The organism is Flavobacterium wongokense, from assembly GCF_021608265.1.
In the GTDB taxonomy this organism is placed as follows: Bacteria; Bacteroidota; Bacteroidia; order Flavobacteriales; family Flavobacteriaceae; genus Flavobacterium; species Flavobacterium wongokense.
Genome location: NZ_JAKIHP010000005.1, coordinates 127,022 through 153,821 on the forward strand (window position 1 = coordinate 127,022; position 26,800 = coordinate 153,821).

Below are 26,800 nucleotides of genomic sequence, written 5' to 3' on the forward strand. Positions count from 1 at the left end.
AACTGTACACAATGAAATATTATCACGTTGACGTTTTTTCAAACAAACCTTTTTCAGGAAACGGGCTCACTATTTTTATTAATCCGAATATTTTAGAGAAGCCGCTGATGCAATTGATTACTCAGGAGATGAGGCAGTTTGAAAGTATCTTTTTAAGCGAAATAAGCCCCAATACTTTTAGGGCACACATATTTACCATGGAGGAAGAATTGGATTTTGCGGGACATCCCATAATTGGTGCAGCTGCAATGATTCACGATATCAATGCAAAAACTGCAGATGAATATACCTGTACTTTTGAGCTTAATGAAAAGTCGGTCGTAGTGCAAACGATAAAACATGATAAGTATTATTCCGCTAAAATGAATCAGGGAAAACCTCAATTCTTAAATACCCTAAGTAAAGAACAGGAACTATCATTCCTCAGTTATTTCAATCTTACCGAAGCAGATAAATTTGAGGATTTGCCGTTGCAGACGATTTCAACCGGACTTCCCTATCTAATTATACCTATAAAAAAAGAATCGCTATCAAAAATAAAAGTTACCATTCCCAACTTAGAGGAAAAGCTGGAAGAAGTAAACGCAAAGTTTTTTTATATTTTGGATGTAGCATCACTTGAAGGAAGAACCTGGGATAATTTTGGACTTGTGGAAGATATCGCAACGGGAAGTGCGGCTGGTCCTGTAGGTGCCTATTTAGTTTCAAATAAGCTGGCGGTTACCAATACCGAAATCATCTTGAAACAAGGCAGTTTTTTAGGAAGGCCGAGTGAACTAAAAATAATAGTAAGTGGCTCCGAAAATGAAATCGGAGCTATTTATGTTACGGGTGATGTTTATAAAATGGGAACTGGAGAGCTATTAGATTTGTAATAGTCCGATTTCTGGTTTTATTCTTTTACGAATCTGCCAAATTTGCCGTCAGCTTTTAGAATATAAATCCCCGAAGGCAATGAACTTACGTTAACCGTATTGGCATTCATTCTTCCGCAATGCATTTCCCTTCCAGTCACATCATAAATCTGTAGTATTGCATTGTTTTCCAGTTGAGTTGTATCCAACCTTAATTCATTATGCACCGGATTTGGAGAAATTGTCAAGGCGTTGAATGCATACTGTTGATTTGCAAGTGTGCTAAATTGCAACGTGGCGCTTACCGGCAAATGATCTGAAGTAGTGTTGTAATAATTACTGATACCCGGAGGCACAGTCACTTCCTGTGCAGCACTGTTCGAAACATAATTCCCGGACAATTCATTGGAAAGGATAATATTCTCAATAAGTGGATGATTCCAATGCGCATCATTTATAAATTGGGTAATCCCGGTGTAATCCGTTGGATCATCCATGAAGTTTTTATAAGGGGAATCAGTACATGCGCAGGCATTGCTCGATGTTCCAATAAGATAATCATTGAAATCGCCAATCAGCAGTAGGTTTTTTGTATTGAAACCTGCTCCGTCAAGTATGGTTTTCAAGGCCTCAGAACCACCTAATCTTCGGGTATAACTCATGGCGTCTCCATCTTCTGATTTTCCATGAATGTTAACTATAGATAACGGTACTACATTGGCACCCGAAATAAGGTTTACATTATACGCAGTAGGATATCTTCCGCTTGACCAATTATAGTAATAGGAATTGCCTTGTGCTGCAGCTCCATTATTTAATTGTGAAGCGCCAGCAAACTGTACTCTTGATTTTTTATAAATAATTGCCTGCCTTTGTTCGCAGTCATTTGTAGTCGACGGAATAATCCTGCCATCCCACTGATCACTTCCCAAAAGTGATATCAAGGTTGAAATAGAAGGATACGAAACGGAGTTGGTAACTTCCTGTATGCAGTAAATATCGGAATTCATCGCAAGCATAGCCGAAGCTATGTTATTGATCTGCAAGGTTTCGTCGGTAGGCCCAAAAGTGGTGCAGCCCAGCCATTCCAGATTCCAGTTGGTAATCTTAAAAAGGCTGGTATTTGGATTTACAGGTATTTCACCGGTAACCTTTACATTCTTTATTTCCCAGGTTGCACTTACAACAGCACTGCTTAAATAACGAAATGCAATTCGGGAGTTTTCTGATTTTGCCGCTTCGGGAATAATTAAATCTCCAGAAGAAACATACTGCCACGCCGTTGGAATATTTTGATTGAATCCCGTCAGCTCAGTCCATTGCGTTGTTGCCGGATTTCCGGTAAAATTGGCCGTGGCGAATACTTTGTACCAACCTTCTGCCACACCGGCATTTAGTACATTGGCGCTTCCACGAGTATGGTTAAAGGTAAGTTTGACGTTATTTATCTGAGCCAGGTTCATTGCCGGGCTTACAAACCAATCCTCATTTTCATAGTTCTGCCCAGCTGTATATCCGCTGCATACTGCACCATAGCTGGAACTAAAATGCCAATTTTGAGTACCCGTAACATTGATTGATGTAAACGTGTCAAAACTTGCCTGGCTGAGCAGGCTTTGTTCAAAAATTGTGGTTTGTGCATTTGACAGGTTTATACCATATATCAAAACAACAAACAGAACCAGGTGTCTGAAGTATTTTTGCATTTAATTGTGGGATCGGTCTGGACTATTTCAAAATCCTAAATGAGTTTAGTCCAGAATGTTAATTGGCGCAAACATACAAATAAAACAAACAATATAATATACTAGAGTAAGACAAGCATCTTTATAGCCCCGATAGCAGCAACTACCGCGTAGTGCGGATAGCGGGAGCATAAGTGAAAGAATGCAGAGAGTGCCGCTTCAAAAATTATTTACAACAAAAATACCAATCGGTATATTTTTTATTTATATTTGTGTGGTTAAAAGAAAAATCTACATGTCAAAAGCAGAAAGAACCAGGCAATTCATCATTGAAAAAACCGCTCCGGTATTCAATGCTAAAGGATATGCCGGTACTTCTATAAATGATTTGACCGAAGCGACGGGACTGACCAAAGGAAGCATTTATGGCAATTTTGAAAACAAGGATGAAGTCGCTTTGGCGGCATTTGACTACAACTTTGAACGCGTCATTACTTTTATCAAAAGTAAAATGGACGAGCATACCACTTCAATTGACAAATTACTGGTTTATCCCGAAACCTACCGCAATTTTTTGAAACTTCCTATTTTACAAACGGGTTGTCCAATAAACAACACCGCAGCAGAATCGGACGACACCCATCCTTTACTAAAGGACAAAGTGGCAAAAGCACTGCAGTTTTGGAGGGAAAGACTTGAAAATAGGGTTCTGATTGGGATTGAAAATGGAGAAATCAAGGAAGATGTTGATGTAAATGAATTTGTTTCGGTTTTGATTTCCTTAATTCAAGGTAGTGTAATTCAGGTAAAAGTAACCGGTAAAATTGCGCCGCTTAATACCACTATGGATTATCTGGAGAAAATGATCAAAGACCTTAAAAAATAATTTTTTTTGAATATTAATATACCGATTGGTATTTTTTATAAAATCTAACCTTTTAAAAAAGAAAAAATGAAATCGAAAATCATCCTATTGCCTTTTACTGTATTGATGCTGAATATCTTTAATACCTCAGCCCAAATCACAAAAACCATTACCGGTTTTCACCATGTGGAAAGTGTTGCAACTGATGGAAAATACATTTATGCTGCTGATATCGGAAACGAACTCAATCCGGCTGCAAAAGACGGAGACGGACAAATCGTCAAGCTTGACAAAAAAGGGAATATCCTGGAAGCTTCATTTGTAAAGGAAAAATTAAACGCTCCAAAAGGATTGGCCATCAACAAAGGAATCCTTTTTTTAAACGATATCGACCGCCTTGTGGCTGTCGATTTGAATTTGGGGACCAAATTATACGAAATTGACTTTAGCAAAGACTCTTCGTTCCTGAATGACATTGCAGTTTGGGACAACAACACCTTGTATGTTTCAGCGACAGATAAAAGCAAGTTGTTCAAGGTTAATCTGATGGATAAAAATTACACAGAAATCAAAACGGATATCACCATTTCGGGCATCAATGGCCTGTATTGCACCAGGAACGCCAATCGTTTATACGTCAACGGATTTGGAAGCGATGACAAACCAAACGGTATCATTGGTTACATCAATCTGAAGGATAATAAATTCACCAAGGTAACTTCGCTCGAAGGTTATTTTGATGGGATTTACATTAACAGGGACGTTTTATATGTAAGTAATTGGGTTGCTTTTGAAAAGAAGGGAGTACTAATGGCAATAAGCCTTTACACCGGAAAATGCATCAAGGTCAAAGAAATTGAACCCATTTCAGGACCGGCAGATTTCGCAATCTATAACGATGAGTTGATCCTTCCGGCAATGATGAGTGGTGAAATCCATTTTATCAAACTGGACAGCAGTTTAACCTTAAAATTATAATCATGGAAAAGAAGCCGAACTCCGTTTACAAAGTCCGTTTTAGTGACTGCGATTTATTTGGCCATCTGAATAATGCGCGATACATTGATTATTTTATGAATGCCCGTGAAGATCATTTGAAGGATTACTACAATTTAAAGTTGACGGATTATTACCAGAAAGGGATTTCGTGGGTTGTTACGAGCCATGAAATAGCATATCTACGCTCGGCTGTTTATGATGAAATGGTCAACATTGAATCGAGTCTGTTATTAGCTGAAGCCGATGGACTTTATGTTGAACTCATCATGGCTGATGAAACGAAAACCCATTTAAAAGCTGTGATGCGTACCAAGTTCACTCCGATAAATCCTAAGACAGGAAAAAAGGAAATCCATACGGCTGAATTTATGGAATGGGCAAAAAGCATCGAAAACACAAGTGCAGGAAACACCAAAAACCTTCAGGACAGGATTAAGGAACTGCGCTATATGAAAAAGGAAAAAGAGACGGTTTAACTCTTGTTTGGAGTAAAAGTTTGGTTTAGCTTTTACTAAAAAACCCTTCTTAATCATAAGAAGGGTTTTGTTTTTATTTTTTTGCAATTCGGTAGAGCTTGCCACTATCGGTAATGGCATACAAAGCACCATCTTTTCCCTGGGCAACATCCCTGAATCGTTCTCCTTCACTTTCAAGCAGCCTTTCTTCGCCAATAACTTTATTATCCTGAATGACCAAACGAACAATGTGCTGACTGCTCAATCCACCAATGAAAAGATTATTTTCCCATTCCGGAATTGCATTTCCGCTATAAAACGTCATTCCACTTGGGGAAACTACAGGATCCCAATAATAAACAGGCTGCTCCATTCCTTCCATTTGGGTTTTACCTTCTCCAATAGTGTTGCCATCGTATTCTATTCCGTAAGTAATTGTGGGCCATCCATAATTTTTTCCGGGAACAATGCGGTTTACTTCATCACCACCACGAGGGCCAAATTCACATTCCCACAAATCTCCTGTAACCGGATGCAACGCCAAGCCCTGTACATTGCGATGCCCGTAAGAATACAATTCGGGACGGGCTTTGGCATTCCCTTCAAATGGATTGCCAGGAGCGGGTTTTCCATCAACAGTTATGCGTATCGTTTTTCCAAGAGAGGAATTGAGGAGTTGTGCCTGAGGCCGTGTTTCAAGATCCGAGCGTTCGCCAGTGCTAAAGATGAGATTACCCGTTTTATCAAAAAGAATCCTGGAGCCATAATGCAAAACACCATCATAGGCTGGTGTTGCACGATAGATCACGGTAGCATTCTCTACTTTCTTTTCGTTATTTGCCAAACGTCCTTTTGCTACTGCTGTTAAATTTCCTTTATCGGATTTTTCAGAAAACGTCCAATAGATTATCCTGTTTTGCAAAAAATCAGGGTCAATAGCGATATCCAAAAGTCCGCCCTGTCCTTTATCATTTACTTCGGGAATACCTGTGATTTCTTCCGTAAGCTTTCCTGAAATATCAGCAATCAAGAGTGTTCCGCCTTTTTGTGTAATTAGCAAACGACCATCCGGAAGTGGCGTTACTGCCCAAGGCTTTTTTAACGAAGTATTCAAAACCTCGGTTACAATTGGTGTTTTTGTTTTGATGCCCGGAATACGGGATTGTCCCTCAAATGCAGGTTTGTATTTAGTATTCGGTGCTTTTCTTTCAACAGGCGAACCTTCAGGAGTCTGTACAACCTGCTGTCGTTCCTGTTTCTTGTTACATGTTGCCAACAGAATCGATACAGAAATACTTAAGACGGAAGTAACTAATCTCATAGCTGTTACCTTTATTTTGTTTTCGCCTTTTCCTTAGCTTCCATATCCTTTTTGATTTCAGCTTGCCTAAGCTCTGCCTCTTTCCTCCTTATTTGTTCTTCCTTTTGCTCAGCTTCTTTTTGTTTGACATCTGTTTGCTGTTTTTTTGCATCACGTGCAGCGGCTCTTTCTACCTCAACCTGAATTTCCCTTGGTGCCTGTTGCTGTAACTGGTCGTCATTGTTTCGTTGTGCCGTTGCCCCAAGGCTGAAAGCAAAAAACACAAACGGTATTACTAACTTTTTCATAACGCTTATTTTAGTTTATGCAAAATTAGGTTCTGATGCCTTCAACGAAGTTATAGATTTTCTGTAAATTATTGTAGAATTTAAAGCTACAGATATTCTAAGGTTCGTTCAAGCGCCATTCCACGCGAGCCTTTTATCAGCAGTGTTTTATTTTCCATTTTTACGCCGGACAGGTATTGGGTAAAGTCCTCAAAGGTTTTATAAAAATGGAAATTGGGTTTTTGAATTGCATTGGCATAAAAATCCTTCCCAACAAAATGGCAGTCAAAACTGGCGTTTTTATCTAAAAAATCAACTATGCCTTTGTGTTCGTCAAGGCTTTCTTCTCCAAGTTCATACATATCGCCAATGATGACACATTCATTGCTTTTATCTAACTGGATAAAATTCTCCAACGCGACCATCATGCTGCTTGGATTGGCATTATAAGCGTCCAATATGATTTCGTTGGAACCTTTGGTCAAAAGCTGGGAACGATTATTCTCAGGAATATAACTTTCAATAGCATCTTTTATATCGTTTACTGGAACTTCCAGATTATGCCCGATGGTAATTGCTGCATTGATATTATTGGCGTTGTACAAACCAATCAAATGCGAATTGATTTCAATGCCAAGTGTTTTGATTTTAACAAAAGGATTTGCAGTAACCTCATCTATAAAGACATTGGTACTTTGGTCTTTTTGGCTGAAAGTGATCCTTCTGATGTCAGTGGTTTTCTCGTTTTGGATTTTATCGTCATGATTAATGAAAACCGTTTTATGATTCGCCTTCAGATAAGCATACATTTCGCTTTTTCCTTTAATCACACCTTCTACTCCGCCAAATCCTTCAAGATGTGCTTTCCCAAAATTGGTAATATAACCATAATCAGGCTGCGCGATTTCGCAAAGGAATTCGATTTCCTTTTGGTGATTGGCACCCATTTCCACAATTCCGATTTGGGTTTCTGTAGTAAATGACAATAAGGTCAGCGGAACACCAATATGATTGTTCAGGTTACCAATGGTTGCTTTGGTATTGTATGTTTTCGACAACACCGCATTGATTAATTCCTTTGTAGTCGTTTTTCCGTTGCTTCCCGTTAAGGCAATAATCGGAAGCTTCAGATACTGCCTGTGGAATTTGGCAAGTTCCTGTAGCGTTTCCAAACTGTCATTGACCAAAATAGTCCGCTCATCAATAAAATAGGAAGGATTGTCAATGATGACATGCCTTGCGCCTTTTTCCAAAGCTTCTTTGGCAAAAGTGTTGGCATCAAACCGCTCGCCTTTAATAGCTACAAAAAAAGAATTGGGTTCGATTTTCCGCGTATCGATGGAAACCTTGTTACTCTTTATAAATAAATCGTGGATGTTTTGAATGGTCATTGGAAAAAATAATTACAATAAAAAAAGCCCTTAAAATTAGGGCTTTTTTGTTATTTATCATAAAACTAAAAATTAGTTTCTTGCTCTTTTCTTTTTGTCAGCTTTTGGACCAACTCTAGACATTGCGCATCTGAATCCGATGAAGTCAGTAGCGATATCCTGTGGGAAGTATCTTCTTTGAGCTGGGTCTAACCAATATGCTCTGTCTCTCCATGAACCTCCTTTGTAAACCCTTACGTCATCATTTACCAAAGTTGTTCTTTTGTTAGACTTGTCATATCTTTTAACCATGTTACCTAAACTGTCTGTAGAAACATTGTGTTTAGGAGAATCGTACATTCTTTGGTCGTCTCTTAGTTTTCCTTTTTCGTCACCATCTTCAGAAGCTCCGAATTTGAAATATCTTGTTGACTGTTTGTCACCATCTCTGTAGTTTCTGTTATCCGATTTGTCAAAGTTCTGTCTCAAATAAGTTTCCTTATCATCAACCGGAACCTGAGCAATCTGGCCTGGGAAGTTTCTTGAAACGATTTTACCGTTAGCCAAAGTATCAAACTGTTGTGTTTCAGGAGTAACCAATTCTACTTTACCGTCTTCACCAATTTTATCTTTCATATAAACGTTACCTCTGTAGTAGTTGAAGTCATTTGCTTCATCGTCTACGATTGGTCTGTAAACATCGGCAACCCATTCTGCAACGTTTCCTGCCATGTCATACAATCCGAAATCGTTTGGAGGATATGATTTAACTTTGTTGGTAATATCAGCACCGTCATCAGACCAACCTGCCAATCCGCCGTAATCTCCTTTTCCTTGTTTGAAGTTAGCCAATTGGTCACCTCTAACCTGTCTTTTCCCTGAACGGGTGTAAGCTCCAGACCAAGGATATTTCTTTTGTCCTTTGTAAGCGTTATACTCTCTTTGACCTACGTCAGCAGCAGCAGCATATTCCCACTCCGCTTCAGTTGGAAGTCTGTACTCAGGTAAAATCAAACCGGAAGTTCTTTGAGCGTAAACATTCTTAGCGCTGTTACCAGCGGTATTGTTAGCACCTGCAGCAGCATCTTTACTTGCTTTTGGAGCAGTTCCTCTTCCTTTGCCTTTTTTCAAAACCAATTTTTCGTCTCCACCTTTAGCAGTAGAAGGCGAAGCAAGATATGCCTCAGTACTGAAAACTTTATCAGCAGTCATATCCGTAACTTTAGAATCCTTTTTCAAATATTTTTGTTCTTCAAGGATTTTCTCATTCACACGGTCTGTTCTCCATTTTGCAAATTCGGTAGCCTGAATCCAGTTAACACCAACTACAGGATATTCAGCATAAGCCGGATGTCTTAAGTAGTTATTGGTCATTGTTTCATTATAACCCAATCTGTTTCTCCATACTAATGTATCAGGAGAAGCACCTTCGTAGATGTTTTTATAATTTTCCTGGTCTGGTGGGAAAACCGTTTTTAACCAGTTTAAGTACTCCATGTACATCATATTGGTTACTTCCGTTTCATCCATATAGAAAGACATAACGTGTTGTTGATTTGGAGTATTATTCCAATCGTGCATCACATCATCCTGAACCTTACCCATGGTAAATGTTCCACCTTCAACCATAACCAAACCTGGTCCGGTTGCCTGTTTCTTGAATTTAGAAGCATATTGGAAACCACCTTTTTTGTCGTTGATTTTCCATCCAGTAGCTCTAGAACCGCCTTTATTGGAGTCTTTTTTGCTACAGCTAGCAAATCCAACCATTATTACCAGGGATAGTAATAATCTAACAGCAATAATTTTGTTTACTTTCATATTCATAAGTAGGTATAAATTTCGAGGCGCAATATAACTATTTACCGTTACATTGCAACAACTTTTTTAAATTAATACTAAATTCGCCCTTTGTAGGCGCATTTTATACATAACGCAAAAATACTAGTTTTATTGTATTTTGTCTAAAAAAATATTTTTTTTTAGTTATTTATACTATTTTGGACAATATTACGTTTACACTAATACTATGAAAAAGATTATTACTTTTTGCATCCTTATAACGAATGCCTTCTTTGCCATTTCACAAGAGCAGGGAACTGTTTCATTGAAGTGGACCGATAAAAAAAACTTTTCCTACGGTAATTACTCTTATATAGTTCCTCAGTTTAATTTTGAAAATTATCAATTTGATGCCTATTCCAGGACATTGAATTATTCGCTTGCCATTAAGCTCAACAGCAGGCTCAATGAGGCTTCACTTCAAATAACGAACCCAGTTTTTGAAACAATCCCGAATAGCCAGCTTGGCGATATTGATGCAAAAAAAATTCCTGTTGCCTTAAAATATTCCTTTAGAAATTACACCGCTCGTGATTCCCATTTTGGGAAAATCACGGTCTCTCCTATTATTAAGGAAGGAAATTCATTTAAAAAATTGGTTTCATTCAGCTACTCGTTCGCGCAAAACGCTAACAAAACCCAGCCTTTGACCAATACGGTCAATGCTATAGAAAATTCTGTCTTAAGCTCAGGAAACTGGTATCGTTTTTATGTCGAAAAATCAGGTGTCTTTAAGGTGACCAAAAGCTTTCTAAGCGGTTTGGGATTAGACACGAATGTCGACCCGAGAAAAATAAAGATTTATGGCAATGGCGGACGCATGCTTCCGCTTTTGAATTCGGATGATTATCCTATGGATTTGACCGAAAATGCAATCCAGTTCGTGGGCGAAAGCGATGGTGTATTTGACAGCCAGGATTACATTCTTTTTTATGCCGAAGGAATGGATCAATGGAACAACGACTACAAAAGCAACTTAAATGTATATGCCAACCGGTCTTACTATTATGTAAATGCCCAGGGCGAGAATGGCAAAAGGATTCCCGATATGATTCAGCCGACGGACAGTCCAACAACCAACATAACAACATTTGACGATTATAAATTCCATGAAATTGATGAAGTCAATATTGAAAAATTGGGTAGGATTTGGTTTGGCGAAAGTTTTAGCGTTGATACCGATCAGGAATTTGATTTTGATTTCCCCAACCTTGTAACTACTGCACCTATAATAACCGAAACACATGTTGCCGCCGTAACTTCAGCGACAAATATATTCACCATCCAGTTTAATGGACAGCCTCTTGGAACCATTACGGCTACATCGCCACCAAACTCCGATGTTTCGGTTTTGGAACGGACATTAGTTGCTCCTGCGACCTCAAGCTCTGCTAACGTTACCATTAAGATTAGTTATGACAATGGGGGCGTTCCCAATTCGAAAGGCTATTTAAATTATATAAGGCTCAAGGCCAAAAGAAACCTTCAGGGTTATGGCAAGCAATTCCCTTTTCAGTTTGACCAGGCTTCTTCGCTAATGAATGTTGGGGAATACCAGCTTTCGAATGCTTCTTCAATTTCACAGGTTTGGGATGTTACCGATATCTTTAATGTGAGCAAGGTGGAGAACAATCAGGCTACATTTTCTTTTAAGGCAATGATGGGAAGCGTCCGAAAATATGTTGCCCTCGACAATTCCGATTTTTATACTCCGTCAAAGGAATCCAAAACAAAAGTTGACAATCAAAATTTAAAAGGAACCATTTTCAATGATGCGCAGGGTGCTTTCAGGGATATTGACTATTTAATCATCACGCCAAAATTCCTAAACGCACAAGCCGAAAAATTGGCTGCTTTCCACAGGAGTTATTCCAACCTGAATGTAAAAGTCGTTAACCTTGAAACCATTTATCCCGAATTTTCATCGGGTAAACAAGATATTGGCGCCATCAGGAATTTTGTGAAATATGTTTACAACAATGCATCAGCATTAGACAAAAGGGTTAAATACCTGAATATGTTTGGAGACGCTTCCTATGATTTCAAGGATAGGGTTTCCAACAACACCAACATTGTTCCGATTTACCAGGCTTTAAATAGTTATACTGAAGGTGAAGGCTCTTTTGCCTCAGACGACTATTTCGGTATGATGGATGACGACGAAGGACGTTTGGATTATGGCAATTCGCCGATAGCCGGCCCTACCAATTTCTCCTATGACATTGGCGGAATTGATATTGCCGTTGGAAGGATGATTGTGAGCACCACAGCACAGGCTGATGAAATGGTAAACAAAGTGTTGGAATACCACGATATAAAATCGTATGGCAGCTGGAGGAATAATTATGTTGCCATTGCCGATGACCCTTCGAGCGACCCGACACACCTTGCCGATAATCAGCTGCAGTTTTATCAAAACAGGCTGGCGGACAGGATTGTTCAGGAAAAACCTTTTATCAATGCAACGAAAGTCCTTATGGATTCCTATCAGCAGCAAAGTTCGGCTGGAGGAAAACGTTATCCAAAAGCAAGGGAAGATATTTTTTCAGCTTTCGAAAAGGGTGCATTGGTCTTTAATTATCTAGGCCATGGCGGTGAAGACGGATTATCTGAGGAACGTATCTGGGAAAAAGCAGACGGGCAAAACCTGAACAACCGATTTAAATATCCTTTATTCATTACCATCACCTGTGACTTTTCAAGATTCGACAATCCGTATCGTCCAACTGCTGGCGAATACACTTATTGGAACCCAAGAGGCGGAGCAATTTCGATGATTACCACAGTGCGTTCCATCGGTCAAGGTCCGGCTCAGGATTTTAACGACAAACTTGCAGAATATTTATTTTCATACGGAAGCAACACCTACACCTCTATTGCGGAAGCATTGCGCGAGGCAAAGAATTACAATCCGGGAACGGCTACAAACGTGGTTTTTTACTTGGGTGATCCTGCAATCATGTTAGCCATTCCTAAACCACAGGTTGTATTAACCAAGGTCAACGGAGCACCAATTACAGGTCCTATCGATGACTTCCAATCTTTAGATTATATCACACTGACTGGTGAAGTACACGACGAAAACAACAATATGTTATCCAGTTATAACGGAGAATTATCGGCAAATATTTTTGACAAAAACATCCTTACTGAAACCATGCGTAATGATAATGTTGATGCGGTAATCAATGCCAGTTTCCAAACGGCACCAAAAATGCCTTTTACTACATTGGGCGAAACCATTTTTAGAGGAAATACTCCCGTTACCAATGGTAATTTTGAATTTAGCTTTTATGTTCCAAGAGACATCAGGATTCCGGTTGACAATGGCCGAATCAGTTTTTATACCAAAAGGAACCAGATTCTTTTGGACAAGACGGGAGTCAATACCGACATTAAGGTTGGAGGAATCAATACCAGCGCTATAGAAGACACTACAGGCCCAACCGTAAAATTATACATGAACGACGAAACTTTTGTGAATGGTGGCATTACCAATGAATCTCCATTTTTCCTGGCCGTTCTTCAGGACGAACACGGAATTAACACCGCAAGCGGAATTGGTCATGACATCATCGGGATTCTTGACGGAGACGAAAGCAAGCCTTATATCATGAACGATTATTATGAAGCAGATACAACTGGTTATCAAACAGGACGGGTTTATTTTCCGTTCCGAAACTTAGCTGTTGGCCTGCATACCATTACGTTCAGGGCTTATGACGTTTACAATAATTCGATAACTGCCGAAATACAATTTGTTGTGGTAGGCGACGAAAGCGTTACGCTAAGCCATGTTTTGAATTATCCAAATCCGTTTGTGAGTTATACCGAATTTTGGTTTTCACACAACCGCCCTTTTGAACCTTTGGAGGTACAGGTACAGGTAATGACGATAACCGGTAAAATCGTTTGGACCAAAAACCAGACGGTAACTACAGATGGTTTCCTTTCAAGGGAAATAACCTGGGATGGAAAAGACGACTTTGGTGACCGGATTGGAAAAGGTGTTTATGTCTACAAACTGACGGTAAAGTCCACTTTATCGAATAAAAAGGCAGAAAAAATAGAAAAACTTGTAATCCTTTAGGAAAATACTATATTTGTTAACTTTTATTAAAATGAAGATGAAAAAAATTGCCCTCTTATTTATACTAACCACACAATTTATAAGCGCACAAATAAAGGACAGCCGTGTAATTACGACTGGTGTCCCTTTCCTTTTGATTGCAGCCGATGCCCGCGCAGCTGGTATGGCCGATCAGGGAGTTGCGACCACAACTGACGCTTTTTCTCAACAGTGGAATCCGGCAAAATATGCATTTGCATTGGACAAACAGGGATTCACCGCTAGTTATACTCCTTATTTAACAGATTTGGTTAACGACATTTCCTTAGGCCAGGCTACATATTATAATAGGTTTGGTGCTGAAGGAAGAAGTGCTTTTGCAGTAAGTTTGCGTTACTTTGGTTTGGGTGAAATCGAGTTAAGGCAAAATGCCGAAGACGAGGCACAGATTGTGAAACCAAATGAATTGGCATTAGACGGTTCATATGCCTTGCAGCTAAGTGAGCGTTTCTCTATGGCTGTTGCCGGAAGATACATTCGTTCTGCCTTAAGGATTCCAACCGGAACTTCAGGAGATTCAAAACCAGCGAGCTCTTTTGCAGTCGATATTGCAGGATTCTATCAAGGTGAAGAAGCTGCTTTCAGTGATTTCAACGGTCGTTTGCGTCTTGGATTCAACTTCCAGAATTTAGGTCCAAAAATCAACTATGATGCTGGTGCTTCCGATGATGACAGTGCTAACTTCCTTCCTGCCAACATGAGGCTTGGTGGTGGTTATGACTTCATCCTTGACGATTACAACAGGGTATCGGTTAACCTGGAGTTTGCCAAACTTTTGGTGCCAACACCGCAGAGTGCCGACTTAGATGGTGACGGATTTATTTCAACCGATGAGGAAATCGCGTTAAGAGACCAGAACAATGCTGATTACAACAAAATCAACTGGGTTTCGGGAATTTTCAAATCATTCAATGATGCTCCCGGAGGTTTCAGCGAAGAACTTAAAGAGTTTACCTATTCTGTAGGTGCAGAATATTTATACCAGGATTCGTTTGCAATGCGTTTGGGATATTTCCATGAAAGCCCTGAAAAAGGAGCCCGAAAATTCTATTCCCTTGGAGCCGGATTTAAATACAACATTGTTAAAGTAGATGTATCGTATCTGTTCTCTGCCTCAAAAGTGAAAAACCCATTGGAAAACACACTTCGTTTCTCATTATCGTTTAACTTTGGTGATAAATACGAAGAATATTAGTAGATAGTAAATGATAAAAATAACATCCAAATTTCAACAATGAGATTTGGATTTTTTTTCCTCGATATTTAAATGAAAAAAATAGAAATCAATACCTCATTCACGGCTTATGAATCTGTTGAAGAACTTCCACAGGACGTTCAGGATTTAATGCACAAAGCCATTGAAGTCAGAAAAAATGCTTATGCTCCCTATTCAAAATTCCGGGTTGGAGCTGCTCTTCTTTTAGATAACGGAAAAATAACATTGGGTTCCAATCAGGAAAATGCCGCCTATCCTTCCGGGCTTTGCGCCGAAAGGACCGCAATCTTTCATTCCAACTCCATTTATCCCGATGCCAAAATTGTGAAAATGGCAATTTCTGCAACATCAGACACCAATCCTACTTTGTCTCCTACTCCGCCCTGCGGTGCCTGCAGGCAATCGATATCTGAATACGAATTCAAGCAAAACACCCCAATAGAAATCTATTTCATGGGTGAAAGTGGTGAAGTTTACAAATCGGATTCGATTAAAAATTTATTGCCTTTAACCTTCGATAAAAACTTCCTGTAAGAGCAAAAAATTACCCCTTTAAATTTTACTTCTTAGTCGGAATGTTTTACTTTTGCCTTTCGCAAATTTGTGAGTGAGTGAACTATTTTGCGTTGAAATATATTTTACAACTTAATAACACTTTAGTAAAAAGTAAAAAATGAGAGAGGTAACAAAAGAGGTTTATTTAAAATGGTATGAAGACATGCTGTTTTGGAGAAAGTTTGAAGACAAACTTGCAGCACTTTATATTCAACAAAAGGTAAGAGGATTTCTTCACTTATATAATGGTCAGGAAGCCGTTCTGGCAGGTGCTTTGCACGTTATGAACTTAGGCGGAAAAGACAAAATGATTACAGCTTACCGTAATCACGTACAGCCAATCGGAATGGGTGTTGACCCAAAGAAAGTAATGGCTGAGTTGCTTGGAAAAGTAACCGGAACATCCAAAGGAATGGGTGGTTCGATGCACATCTTCTCAAAAGAACACGGATTTTATGGTGGTCATGGTATCGTTGGAGCTCAGATTCCTGTTGGTGCCGGTATGGCTTTCGCCGATAAATATTTCAATACTGGCGGTGTAACCCTTACCTATTTTGGTGATGGAGCAGCACGTCAGGGTTCGTTGCATGAAGCTTTCAACATGGCAATGCTTTGGAAACTGCCTGTAGTCTTCATTTGTGAAAACAATGGATATGCGATGGGAACTTCTGTTGAAAGGACTGCAAATCACACAGACATCTGGAAACTTGGTTTGGGCTATGAAATGCCATGCGGACCTGTAGATGGAATGAATCCCGTAAAAGTTGCCGAAGCCATGCATGAAGCTATGGAAAGGGCACGTCGCGGAGACGGACCAACTTTCCTTGAAATGAAAACATACCGATACAGAGGACACTCAATGTCGGATGCACAATTATACCGTTCGAAAGAAGAGGTAGAAGAATACAAAAAAATCGACCCTATCACACAAGTGCTGGATATTATCATGGAGAAAAGTTACGCTACCAAAGAAGCTATTGAAGCTATCGATGAGCGTGTAAAGGATCTAGTGGAAGAATGCGCAACATTTGCCGAAGAATCTGATTTCCCTGAAGCACAACAATTGTATGATGTGGTTTACGAACAAGAAAACTATCCTTTCATCCCTCACAGACTATAATTATGGCAACAAAAATCACAATGCCGCGTTTGAGCGATACGATGACCGAAGGAACCGTTGCCACTTGGTTGAAAAAAGTAGGTGACACTGTAAAGGAAGGTGATATCCTTGCCGAAATCGAAACCGATAAAGCGACGATGGAATTTGAATCCTTCAACGCGGGTACTTTATTATATATCGGAATTAAAGAAGGTGAAACTGCAGCCGTAGATTCACTTTTGGCAATTATCGGAAAGGAAGGCGAAGATATTTCAGGAATGATTTCTGGCGGAAATGCCCCTGCAACCAATGAAGCAAAAGCTGAAGCTCCGGCTGAAGCAAAAGCTGAAGTTAAATCAGAATCACAACCAGCAACCAGCAACCAGCAATCGGCAACTTCTTTACCAAAAGGCGTTGTTGTAGTAACTATGCCTCGTTTGAGTGATACCATGACCGAAGGAACGGTAGCAACCTGGTTGAAAAAAGTAGGTGATGAAGTAAAGGAAGGTGATATCCTTGCCGAAATCGAAACCGACAAAGCGACAATGGAGTTTGAATCTTTCAACGCTGGTACTTTATTGTCAATCGGGATTCAGGAAGGACAATCAGCGCCTGTTGACAGTGTTTTAGCAATCATTGGCCCGGCTGGAACTGACGTTTCAGGCATAGCCGAAAACTATAAAAAAGGAGGTTCGGCACCAGCGGCTCCGGCTACAGCTGAACAGGCGACTACAGTTACGCCAGCTGCCGAAACTGTTCAAACAACTACTGATGGCGGAAGAATCTTTGCTTCCCCATTGGCTAAACAGATTGCAAAAGATAAAGGAATCAACTTATCCCAAATAAAAGGCTCGGGAGAAAACGGACGCATTACCAAAAGTGATGTCGAAAACTTTACTCCAGGTGCTCCAGCTCAGGCTTCACAAACACAGCCAGCAAGCAGCGAACCACAAGCTCAGGCTCCAGCTGTGAGACCATTTGTTCCTGCAGGAGAAAAAGACACCGAGATTGTGAAGAATTCACAAATGCGTAAAACTATTGCCATTCGACTTTCAGAATCAATTTTTACAGCGCCACATTTCTATTTGACCATAGAAGTTGCTATGGACGAAGCTATGAAATCACGTGCAGCCATCAATAACATCCCAGACACCAAAGTATCTTTCAACGATATGGTAATAAAGGCTTGTGCCATGGCATTAAAAAGACATCCAAAAGTAAACACGCAATGGCAGGCTGATGCAATCATCATCAATCACCATGTAAACATTGGAGTTGCCGTTGCCGTTGAAGACGGATTGGTTGTACCTGTATTGCCTTTCACAGATCAAATGACATTAACCCAAATTGGTGGAAACGTTAAGGATTTAGCCGGAAAAGCAAAATCCAAAAAATTACAGCCATCAGAGATGGAAGGAAGCACATTCACGGTTTCCAACTTAGGAATGTTTGGCATCCAGTCATTCACTTCTATCATCAACCAGCCAAACTCGGCGATTTTATCGGTTGGTGCCATTGAGGAAAAACCGGTTGTCAGAAACGGTCAGATTGTTGTTGGAAATACCATGATGCTTACCTTAGCTTGTGATCACCGTACGGTTGATGGTGCTACAGGAGCTCAATTCCTTCAGACATTGAGGCAATATTTGGAAAATCCGGTTACGATGCTTGCATAAGCCAATCGAAATATTATAAAAAACCCATTCTGATTAGAATGGGTTTTTTGTTTTTTATTCTTTAATGATCCTTATCGTTTTTTGTCCTATTTCGCCTTGTGCCTTTAGGATATAATTTCCTGTTGCCAGTCTGGATAGGTCTACGTTTATATTAGTATCATCATAATCCTGTTCAAATACTTTTTGCCCTAAAATTGTATAAACGCTGACTGATTTTATAACCACGGTTGATTGCAATGTCAAAATATCCTTTACTGGATTTGGCGCAAATCGGATTGGAAGAATTTCATTATCGCCTGTTCCTAAGGTCAGGTGAACCGTCACCGGCAGCCTTGAAGCACTTTCAATACCACCAACAGTTTGTGTTGCATAATAAGTTGCACCTTCTACTAAAACCGTATTTAATGGTAATGGAACCGCGTTGGTGGTCAAATTCGTTTTATTGGATGCAGAAGCATACCACTGAATATTGCTTCCGGTAACGATAATATTGGCCAAAGTAGAGCCTGCAGTTAAGGATTGATTGGTCATTCCAATAGGAGCTGGCACACCATTCGATTGAAGTACTGTAAAAAGAGATGACGTATTGTAACATCCGGTAACGTTATTTTCTACATAGACCGTATAGAACCTACTTGCATTGCCAGGCGACGCAGTATCCACTAAATAAGTAGCACCTGTCCCAACTACATTTGCGCCTTCATACCATTCGTAAGAGTAATTGCCTGTTACCGAAGAATCCAACAAAAGAGGCCTTACTACTGCACTATTGCCAGCATCAACATAAACAGTATTTGAGCTATCGTCAGAAGTAATTATAGGATTTGGCAACGGATTAACCCTTAATGGCTGCTCTACCAAAACATAACAATGATTACCCTGAAAGTCAATAGGAATATTGTCGACCCTAATCCAAACATTTCCTCCGACTACCGCTGCAGTTGGAGTCAATATTTCATTTACATTATTTTCTGCTTCCACTATACTTTCAAAAAAGTGGAATGTCAGGGTCGGGTCTCCATTAGCAATGTAAGCCACATTTAATGTCAAATCAAAAACCTCCATCAAATCACCAGGATTGTTTACATCACATTTTGGCACCAATGCAGGCGGATTTGTATTTGGTGTTGGTATCGGCATCACTCTTATGTCTAAGGTAGTGATGCTTTGACAACCCATTGGCGCAGCTCCGTAAACCACAACTCCCAATGTTTGTACCGTAGCAACCGAATTCACATAGCTTGTCGGGTCAGCAATGGCATTGGTTCCCGTTTGTGCATTGATAAGGCTTGGGTAATAAACCACAGTATAATCCGGATGGCCTTGTGTTATCTCTGTGTTTTTGACTGTAAGATCAAAGTGTGCAAAGTGATCATTCGGATTGGCATCACTGTCACAAACCTGTAAAGGTGTTGGTGTCGTTAGCAATGGTGGACTGGTTACAGCCAAACTAAAGCTTCCGATAGCAAAACAGTGCGTTGTATTCAATTCTACCCTAAACCAAATCGTATCTCCATTATGCCCAACATAAGCTGTTGCCGGAGCAATGACTGGAGTTCCTGTAAGAGCTGAAGCTTGATTTGTATAATAGCTCACCATATAATTTGAAGCTGGTGACGGTTGCTGTGCCAGGATATCTGGAGTCATAACTGTTAAATCAAACAAAGTCGCACCGTTTTGTGGATTGGCATCATTATCACAAACAGAAATTGGAGCTACCATAGCTGCAATTGGAGACGGATTTACCTGGATTTGAATAGGCAATATTGAAACGCAATGGGTAATATTGTCTTCTGCTCTTACATAAATAGTCTGGACAAATGGATAAATGTTCAAATAATTCGATGGTGATGGTATTGTTGTTCCATTAACTTCAGCGTCCATTAGTGTTTCGTGGAAAGTCACGGTATAATTGCCTCCTTGGGTTAAATCGGGAATCAATGAGGTCAAATCAAACTGACCAATTCCATCCTGATTTGAATCACAAATTGCATAAGGAGCTGAGGGCGCTATCAATTGGGGTAATGGTTCGACCCTGATGTCCATAGTTGACACGGTGTAACATCCTGTAACATTATTGGTTATACGGATTCCCAGAGTCTGGACATATATTATTGTATTCGTATAACTTGAAGGATTGGTAATTGGATTTGTTCCATTTTGGGCAGCAGCCAAACTTGGGTAAAAAGTCACACTCATCCCGGTTTGACCCATTAAAATCGAATTGATCTGCGAGGTCAAATCAAAACTTTCCATACCTGTTGGCGCGCTGAAATCGCATAGCGAATAGGGAGGATAATTGGGCTGCAAAGCCTGTGGCAATGGATCAACAACCAGATGCATCGGAACAACATCATAACAACCTGTTGCATTAATTTCCACCCTTACATAAAGCACCTCATTCCATGGCGTAACATTCCAATAAAGCGTTGGAAGCGGGCTAAAATCGTCCTGTGCATCCAATTGGGAATGATGGAAACTTACGGTAGCAGTTGAAGGATTGATAGCTCCTAATACTTGCGGAATGACAGTAGTCAAATCAAAAAGCTCTGCGGTTGTTGGACCGTTAACATCACATAAATGATAATCTACAGGAGTTGTGGCTTCCGGTTTGGGATTGACATTTAATTTTAATTGTCCCGTTGCAACCGCATTAGTATTTGTATTCCTAATCCTGTAATAAACAATCTGGCTCCATGGATTTATATTGGTATAAGGACTTGACAACGGACTTGTTCCGGTATCTGCATCAGCTTGTGTTTCATGATAACTAACTACATAAAGCGAAGCATTTCCCGATTGGGCAGCAAGGATTAGTGAAGTTGCCGATGTTAGATCAAATTCACCAAATCCATCATTATTGGGATCACAATACTGCAAGGGTTGAATAGTTGGCGCAACCGGATCTACAATGATTTTGGCAGATGAAATTTGGAATGCTAAAAAGGCGAATACGAAGAGTAGCTTTGCTTTCATGGTTAAGATTTTTCCCAAAGCTACAAAAACATTTTAGATAATACTTTCAAGACAAATAATTGATTTAAATTTACATTTGAAAAAACATTGCCTTAACATGAAAAATATCTTTGCCGTTGTTGTCATTTTCTTATTAATAAGCTGTCAAAAAAAAGAGGCCACACCACAACACCAAATCACAAAAGACGAACATTCATTCTCCAACCCAAATCAAGCCATTGCCAAACACCTGGACCTGGATATCAAGGTCGATTTTGATACCCAGACCATTTCAGGAAAAGCATCATGGACCATCGAAAACACTTCTAAAGGAAACGAAATCATCTTTGATGAAAATACCTTGAACATTACAAAAGTTACTTTAGGCGATGACGAAAAGGAAACCAAATTCGAACTTGGAAACGAAATCGAATTCCATGGAAAACCGCTTCATATTACAATCGTACCTAATACAACCAAAGTCAATATTTATTATAACACTACAAAAGACGCGGTAGCACTACAATGGTTAAAACCTGAACAGACTGCCGACAAAAAATATCCTTTTGTGTTTTCGCAGGGCGAAAGCATCTGGTCACGTACCTGGATTCCGTGCCAGGATTCGCCTAGCGTTCGCTTTACTTATAACGCCAAAGTCACGGTTCCAAAAGACTTGATGGCTTTAATGAGTGCTGTAAATCCGCAACAAAAAAACAACACTGGTGTTTATACCTTCAAACAGGACAAAGCAATTCCTTCCTACCTTATGGCAATTGCCGTGGGTGATGTCGAGTTCAAATCCATTGACAACCGAACGGGAGTTTATGCCGAGCATTCGGTTATTGATAAGGCCAAATGGGAATTTGCCGAATTGGGAAAAATGGTAGTTGCTGCCGAAAAACTATTTGGGCCTTACCGTTGGGGACGTTACGACGTAATTGTACTGCCGCCAAGTTTCCCTTTTGGAGGAATGGAAAACCCAAATCTAACCTTTCTTACACCAACAGTTTTAGCGGGTGACCGTTCGTTGACCAATCTACTGGCGCACGAGTTAGGGCACAGTTGGAGTGGAAATCTGGTTACCAATGCAACCTGGGATGATGTCTGGCTCAATGAAGGTTTCACAACTTATGTCGAACACCGGATTGGAGAAGCCGTATTTGGCGTAAATGAGGCTCAGATGCAGACGGTTTTAAGCCGCAAGGTACTCGAAAACAACCTGGCGGAAATGGGGAATGACAGCCCTGACACGCGATTAAAGGTAAACTCAACCGGCAAAAATCCAGATGAAGCCATGAGTGACATTCCATACGAAAAAGGATATGCCTTCCTGCAAACCATCGAAGCTGCTGTTGGTCGTGAACGATTTGACAAATTCATCACTGATTATTTCAATGCACATGCTTTCCAATCGATAACTACTGAAGATTTTGTAGACTATTTCAATAAGAATTTAATCAAAGGAGATAAGGCACTCGCAGCTAAAATAAAATTGGACGACTGGATTTACAAACCTGGAGTTCCATCCAATGTAATCAATCCCGTTTCAGAAGATTTTAATGCAATCGATGCCATTCAGAAAACCTGGAGGAAGAGCGGAGTAAAAGGCTTAAGCCAAAAGATAAAATCGACCAACGAAAAACAGCACTTCATTGATTACCTTCCAAAGGATTTAACTGTTGAGGAAATGACCGCAATTGACAAGGAATTCAACTTTACCAACGGAGGGAATTTTGTAGTGCGTCGCCAGTGGTTCATTATTGCAATCCAGCATCAATACAAAGCGGCTTATCCGGCAATCGAGCAGTTTTTAAACTCCTACAGCCGAACCTATTCGCTTACGCCATTATACAAGGAAATGATAAAAACCCCTGAAGGTAAAATCTGGGCAAAACAAATTTACGCAAAGGCAAAACCAGGTTACCATGCTACAACGGTAGAAGCAATTGATGGGTTATTGAAATAGTGATGGGAATTAAAAAGCCTCAACAGCACATTTGACATTAAAATCAAATTCATTTCCATACCAAAAACCCCAATAATCCACATCGCCATAAGCACCGATCACCTGCAGGTTATCATTGGTAATCATAAGGAACAATGGATATAATTTGGTTGTTATGGTTTCAATAAGCTGGTAACTGCTGTTGAATTTGTGTATCTTTTTCTCACCCTGAACCGAGGCATAAATATTCCCTGCGCTGTCATACGCAAACTGGAAATATTGCTTTCCGGTAATCGAATTTAATTTAAATTCCGGCTGCAATGTAGCCATATCCATCACCCAGCCTTCATAAGAGGTAATGAATTTTTGTTTGGTTGGATTCCATGCGAAAATATTTGGGTCCATTTTGTAAACCGGTATTGCACCCGGGTTTGTAGGACCTATCGTATAATCAGGAAAACAATCTGAGGAGTTGCAATTTGCCGGTGAAAAGCCATTAATATTAAACCCATAAGAACCTTGTTGCGCAAAAAGGAACAAAAATCTGTTGCTGTCCATAGTTTCTGCATAATCCATCTGTGTTACAATGTGCCCATTGGTGGAAACCCCGGTTGAAATGGTGTAGTAATTCCAAATGTTCTCATCCTGATAGTAAATCCTGTCTCCATCGACTGCAAAAGCATTAAGATTGTCGCTTATCACCGTGTTATAAGTTGCGATAGTGTGATAATCATTGGCACTCAACCTTGAAATTTTACCTGCAGTATCGGCAAGGTAAATTTCATTGTTAAGAATATGGAACCTGTTATTCATTCTCCATCCATTGGTAAACGTAGTGCTTGCAGTAATTGCTTTTTGTGAAGCACTGTATTTTTTCAGGTAACCCGTACCGTTCTTGTCAAGGATGTGGAAAAAATTTGGATCTAAGGGATCCTGCTTCACCTGAAACGGAACCTGTTCAAAGGTTGGAAAATCTCTCAAAAATACTTGTGGCTCTGCATCCATGCTCAGCATTTCGTGTTGAAGATCATTGTTTCGGGTATAATAAATCCTTACATAATAAGTCACCTGGAGGTTATAAGGCACATCCATGTCCGTAAAAGTAGTCTCATTCGAAGGCAGGTTGGCTATCAGTTCCCAATTTAAAAATCCTCCCGAATCATTTGTAGCAGTTCGATAAACATGCAACGACTCTATGGTGATGCCGCCGGGACGCTCCAGCTTCCATTTTAGCGCAACCTGATTGTAGGAAGGCTGAAAATCGGTAACTACCAAAGACAAATTTGACGAACCTTCATCAGAGCTGCATCCAACAAGGCTAATCAGGAATAGTACCAATAGCAGGTATGTTTTTTTAAAGTAATCCATTTAATATTGATGATCTTAATTTTTGAGTGTAATAGGTATTTTGGTAATACTCTGTCCAACTGTTTTTGATGTAATACACCTGATTATTGATAGTGAAAAATGAACCCGACCATCCAATCAGATCCTGTTGCGGATTCATAGAGGCATTGGTGGCAATGTTATACAAATAGGGGCTTGTCAGATTACCATACCTACCAATTACTGCATTTTGGTAACCACACATAAGGCTGTAATTGTATTCCGTAACCCCAAGTGAAGGAGTGATTTTATAGGTTTTGAAATTGATGCCGTAACTCAGGTAAATGTTATTGCCATGGTGCAAATACTGGCAGGAACCAGAACCTTGCGGGTCAACCAATGGCATACCGGGAAAAGCAGAAGACGAAAGTAAAGTCCAGCTGTTGGTAGCTTCTGAATAACTATATTTTTCGGTTCGCGAAGTTACTACAGTCCCATTATGGTCATCCAATCCGCTAAGCAGGTACAAATGGCTGTCATATGCAAACAATATAGGCCATCTTATCTTATTATCGGGTAAAGTAATCGATGATTGTGCAAACGAATTCATATCGAGTTTCGTCAGGGCAAATGTTCCTGTTGAAGAAGCCTTATAAATATACAGACTGTTGCTGCCGTCGTAAACCGCATCATCTATCCTTCCGTTATAACTAAATGAGGACAACTGTGTCCATTTCTCAGTAACTGGTGAAAATTCCATCAGTACATAATCTGCATTTCCTCCAAAAGGCGATGAGCTAAAAGTCGTCAAAGCATAGGCTTTGTTATTGTGCACAAAGATTTTATTGAAAGCTGCTGCACTATGGTCCACCATTATCGCATCATTGCCTATCGGGACATTGGTATTGAAATTTGCCGTTAATCCTGCCGTCTTATAAGTAATATTGGTAACCTGGAAATCACTAAAAGGGCCAGGTGGCATGTCAATGCTTAGTTGGTTTGTTGATGCTGAAAAATAACACTGTACACCATTCACCCAAACTTCGCCATATTCATAATTGGGATTAAAATTATCTCCGGTAACGACCAATTGGCCTCTTATCCAGGCTGTCGGTGATGCCACAGCCGAAATCACAGGGTTCCTCAATTGCAAGCCAATCGTTGACACCACATCCTGGCGTTGGGCATTCACCTTAATCTGTATATTGGAACTCGTAATATTGGTAGGCAGCATCACCTGGATTTCATTATAGTTGGTACTGATAATTTGGGCAGGTTGATTATTGGCATACACCTTTACATCATTGGAAAGTTCATCAAAATTCTCCCCATAAATACTAAAAACAGTATTATAGCTCACCTGGTTTTGACTGTATCCATTAATGACAGGTGTTTTTAATGAAATCGTTTCGTCAAGTATGGTTTCGTTGGTAACCAAATCAATTATTTTCAACCTCGGTGTGTGGTTAGTAATTGTCCTTGGGATAACTGCCTTGATTTCTGTATGGGAAACATAGGTTACCTGCGCCTCCTCGAGGTCGAAAAACACCTGTAAATCACCAAAATGCACGTAGTTCAATTCAATAGTTACTTCTTTCCCAAGCAAACCCGTTTCCGGATAAGTAACCACTGTGGTCGCCATCCCATCATCCGTTGAACAGGATTGTAGCATGAGGATTCCAAAAAGAAAAACCAGACGAATGATTCGTAAAAATTGCTTCATAATATCTATTTATAAAGTAAATATAACAATGTTTTTAACTTTTCCCAAAATGAACTTAAATACGGTATCTGTTATTCGAAAAATATCCAAAGTGTTATGGCGCGTCCCTTCGGGTCGGGCTGTACGGGTTACACGGTAACCTCTCCCATCCCTCGCGCGGTTTCAATTTCATTACATTTATATGCACCGCACCGCAAAATATCGAGGCTGCGTCGACAAAATGTTCAAGCCACGTCAACAAAATATCGAGGCTGCGTCGACAAAATGTTGAGGCTGCTCCGACAAAATATTGAAGCCTTATCAATAAAATGTTCAAGTCGGTATAAGGACGAAAGCCGGCATAGGAATCTGATTTGAGATTAAGAGGAGCAAGCCCTGTGGGCTTGAGGTAGTTTTGATTTATCAAAATCCTATAAAACAAAAAAGCCGATTCTTTCGAATCGGCTTTCTAAAAAAAAGGCGGCGGCCCGAGTCTCGCGACTGCGCCGCACCTATAAAAAAAATGAGTCCTGACTATAA

At 39.9% G+C, this 26,800-nt stretch carries 18 protein-coding genes; 10 read left to right on the forward strand and 8 right to left on the reverse strand.

The genetic code is table 11. The features are described from left to right. The first annotated feature begins 11 nt into the window (after positions 1 to 11). Complete coding sequence (locus L1S31_RS12745; RefSeq protein ID WP_236465120.1) at positions 12 to 875, forward strand: PhzF family phenazine biosynthesis protein; 864 nt, start codon at positions 12 to 14, stop codon at positions 873 to 875. A 17-nt stretch (positions 876 to 892) separates the two neighbouring features. Here L1S31_RS12745 and L1S31_RS12750 read toward each other — a convergent pair whose 3' ends face one another. Then, positions 893 to 2,560 carry a T9SS-dependent choice-of-anchor J family protein gene (locus L1S31_RS12750; protein WP_236465121.1) on the reverse strand — a complete coding sequence of 556 codons (1,668 nt, stop codon included), beginning with the start codon at positions 2,558 to 2,560 and terminating at the stop codon, positions 893 to 895. A gap of 274 nt (positions 2,561 to 2,834) precedes the next feature. On the opposite strand from L1S31_RS12750, the gene L1S31_RS12755 reads away from it, so the two are divergent. The 3 genes from L1S31_RS12755 (at position 2,835) to L1S31_RS12765 (ending at position 4,879) form a co-directional block, all read left to right on the forward strand. Beyond that, entirely contained in the window at positions 2,835 to 3,425 is a 591-nt protein-coding gene (locus L1S31_RS12755; RefSeq protein ID WP_236465122.1) for a TetR/AcrR family transcriptional regulator, read from the forward strand. Positions 3,426 to 3,491: 66 nt separating this feature from the next. Continuing rightward, positions 3,492 to 4,382 (forward strand): NHL repeat-containing protein, encoded by an 891-nt coding sequence (locus L1S31_RS12760; RefSeq protein ID WP_236465123.1) that lies wholly within the window; start codon positions 3,492 to 3,494, stop codon positions 4,380 to 4,382. A gap of 2 nt (positions 4,383 to 4,384) precedes the next feature. Continuing rightward, positions 4,385 to 4,879, forward strand: coding sequence for an acyl-CoA thioesterase (locus L1S31_RS12765; protein WP_236465124.1), 495 nt, complete (start codon positions 4,385 to 4,387; stop codon positions 4,877 to 4,879). A gap of 73 nt (positions 4,880 to 4,952) precedes the next feature. On the opposite strand, the gene L1S31_RS12770 is transcribed toward L1S31_RS12765, so the two are convergent. The 4 genes from L1S31_RS12770 to gldJ form a co-directional block, all read right to left on the reverse strand. Further along, positions 4,953 to 6,179, reverse strand: coding sequence for a PQQ-dependent sugar dehydrogenase (locus L1S31_RS12770; protein WP_236465125.1), 1,227 nt, complete (start codon positions 6,177 to 6,179; stop codon positions 4,953 to 4,955). A gap of 11 nt (positions 6,180 to 6,190) precedes the next feature. Continuing rightward, on the reverse strand, positions 6,191 to 6,466 hold the full coding sequence (locus tag L1S31_RS12775) for a hypothetical protein (protein WP_236465126.1): 276 nt from the start codon (positions 6,464 to 6,466) through the stop codon (positions 6,191 to 6,193). 86 nt (positions 6,467 to 6,552) lie between these two features. Then, the gene (locus tag L1S31_RS12780; RefSeq protein ID WP_236465127.1) at positions 6,553 to 7,836 is read right to left on the reverse strand and encodes a UDP-N-acetylmuramoyl-tripeptide--D-alanyl-D-alanine ligase; all 1,284 of its coding nucleotides are present in this window, start codon (positions 7,834 to 7,836) and stop codon (positions 6,553 to 6,555) included. 72 nt (positions 7,837 to 7,908) lie between these two features. Then, positions 7,909 to 9,636 carry a gliding motility lipoprotein GldJ gene (gldJ, locus tag L1S31_RS12785; RefSeq protein ID WP_236465138.1) on the reverse strand — a complete coding sequence of 576 codons (1,728 nt, stop codon included), beginning with the start codon at positions 9,634 to 9,636 and terminating at the stop codon, positions 7,909 to 7,911. A 208-nt stretch (positions 9,637 to 9,844) separates the two neighbouring features. Between gldJ and porU the strand changes: the two genes are divergently transcribed. The 5 genes from porU (at position 9,845) to L1S31_RS12810 (ending at position 18,332) form a co-directional block, all read left to right on the forward strand. Further along, on the forward strand, positions 9,845 to 13,747 hold the full coding sequence (porU, locus tag L1S31_RS12790) for a type IX secretion system sortase PorU (RefSeq protein ID WP_236465128.1): 3,903 nt from the start codon (positions 9,845 to 9,847) through the stop codon (positions 13,745 to 13,747). Between the two features lie 37 nt (positions 13,748 to 13,784). Continuing rightward, positions 13,785 to 14,981, forward strand: a complete 1,197-nt coding sequence (gene porV / locus L1S31_RS12795) for a type IX secretion system outer membrane channel protein PorV (protein WP_236465139.1) — start codon at positions 13,785 to 13,787, stop codon at positions 14,979 to 14,981. 72 nt (positions 14,982 to 15,053) lie between these two features. Beyond that, a complete protein-coding gene (gene cdd, locus L1S31_RS12800) occupies positions 15,054 to 15,536 on the forward strand; it encodes a cytidine deaminase (RefSeq protein ID WP_236465129.1) in 483 nt (160 codons plus the stop codon). 139 nt (positions 15,537 to 15,675) lie between these two features. Then, complete coding sequence (gene pdhA, locus L1S31_RS12805; protein ID WP_236465130.1) at positions 15,676 to 16,677, forward strand: pyruvate dehydrogenase (acetyl-transferring) E1 component subunit alpha; 1,002 nt, start codon at positions 15,676 to 15,678, stop codon at positions 16,675 to 16,677. Between the two features lie 2 nt (positions 16,678 to 16,679). Further along, positions 16,680 to 18,332 (forward strand): dihydrolipoyl dehydrogenase family protein, encoded by a 1,653-nt coding sequence (locus tag L1S31_RS12810; RefSeq protein WP_236465131.1) that lies wholly within the window; start codon positions 16,680 to 16,682, stop codon positions 18,330 to 18,332. 54 nt (positions 18,333 to 18,386) lie between these two features. Here the strand turns inward: L1S31_RS12810 and L1S31_RS12815 are convergent, their stop codons facing one another. Next, the gene (locus tag L1S31_RS12815; RefSeq protein WP_236465132.1) at positions 18,387 to 21,308 is read right to left on the reverse strand and encodes an FIDD domain-containing protein; all 2,922 of its coding nucleotides are present in this window, start codon (positions 21,306 to 21,308) and stop codon (positions 18,387 to 18,389) included. A 97-nt stretch (positions 21,309 to 21,405) separates the two neighbouring features. Between L1S31_RS12815 and L1S31_RS12820 the strand changes: the two genes are divergently transcribed. Continuing rightward, complete coding sequence (locus tag L1S31_RS12820) at positions 21,406 to 23,253, forward strand: M1 family metallopeptidase (RefSeq protein ID WP_236465133.1); 1,848 nt, start codon at positions 21,406 to 21,408, stop codon at positions 23,251 to 23,253. A gap of 9 nt (positions 23,254 to 23,262) precedes the next feature. On the opposite strand, the gene L1S31_RS12825 is transcribed toward L1S31_RS12820, so the two are convergent. Together L1S31_RS12825 and L1S31_RS12830 are read right to left on the reverse strand one after the other, a co-directional pair. Next, entirely contained in the window at positions 23,263 to 24,600 is a 1,338-nt protein-coding gene (locus tag L1S31_RS12825) for a hypothetical protein (protein WP_236465134.1), read from the reverse strand. After that, positions 24,587 to 26,281 (reverse strand): IPT/TIG domain-containing protein, encoded by a 1,695-nt coding sequence (locus tag L1S31_RS12830; RefSeq protein WP_236465135.1) that lies wholly within the window; start codon positions 26,279 to 26,281, stop codon positions 24,587 to 24,589. The genes L1S31_RS12825 and L1S31_RS12830 overlap by 14 nt, the downstream gene beginning before the upstream one ends. Positions 26,282 to 26,800: the final 519 nt, after the last annotated feature.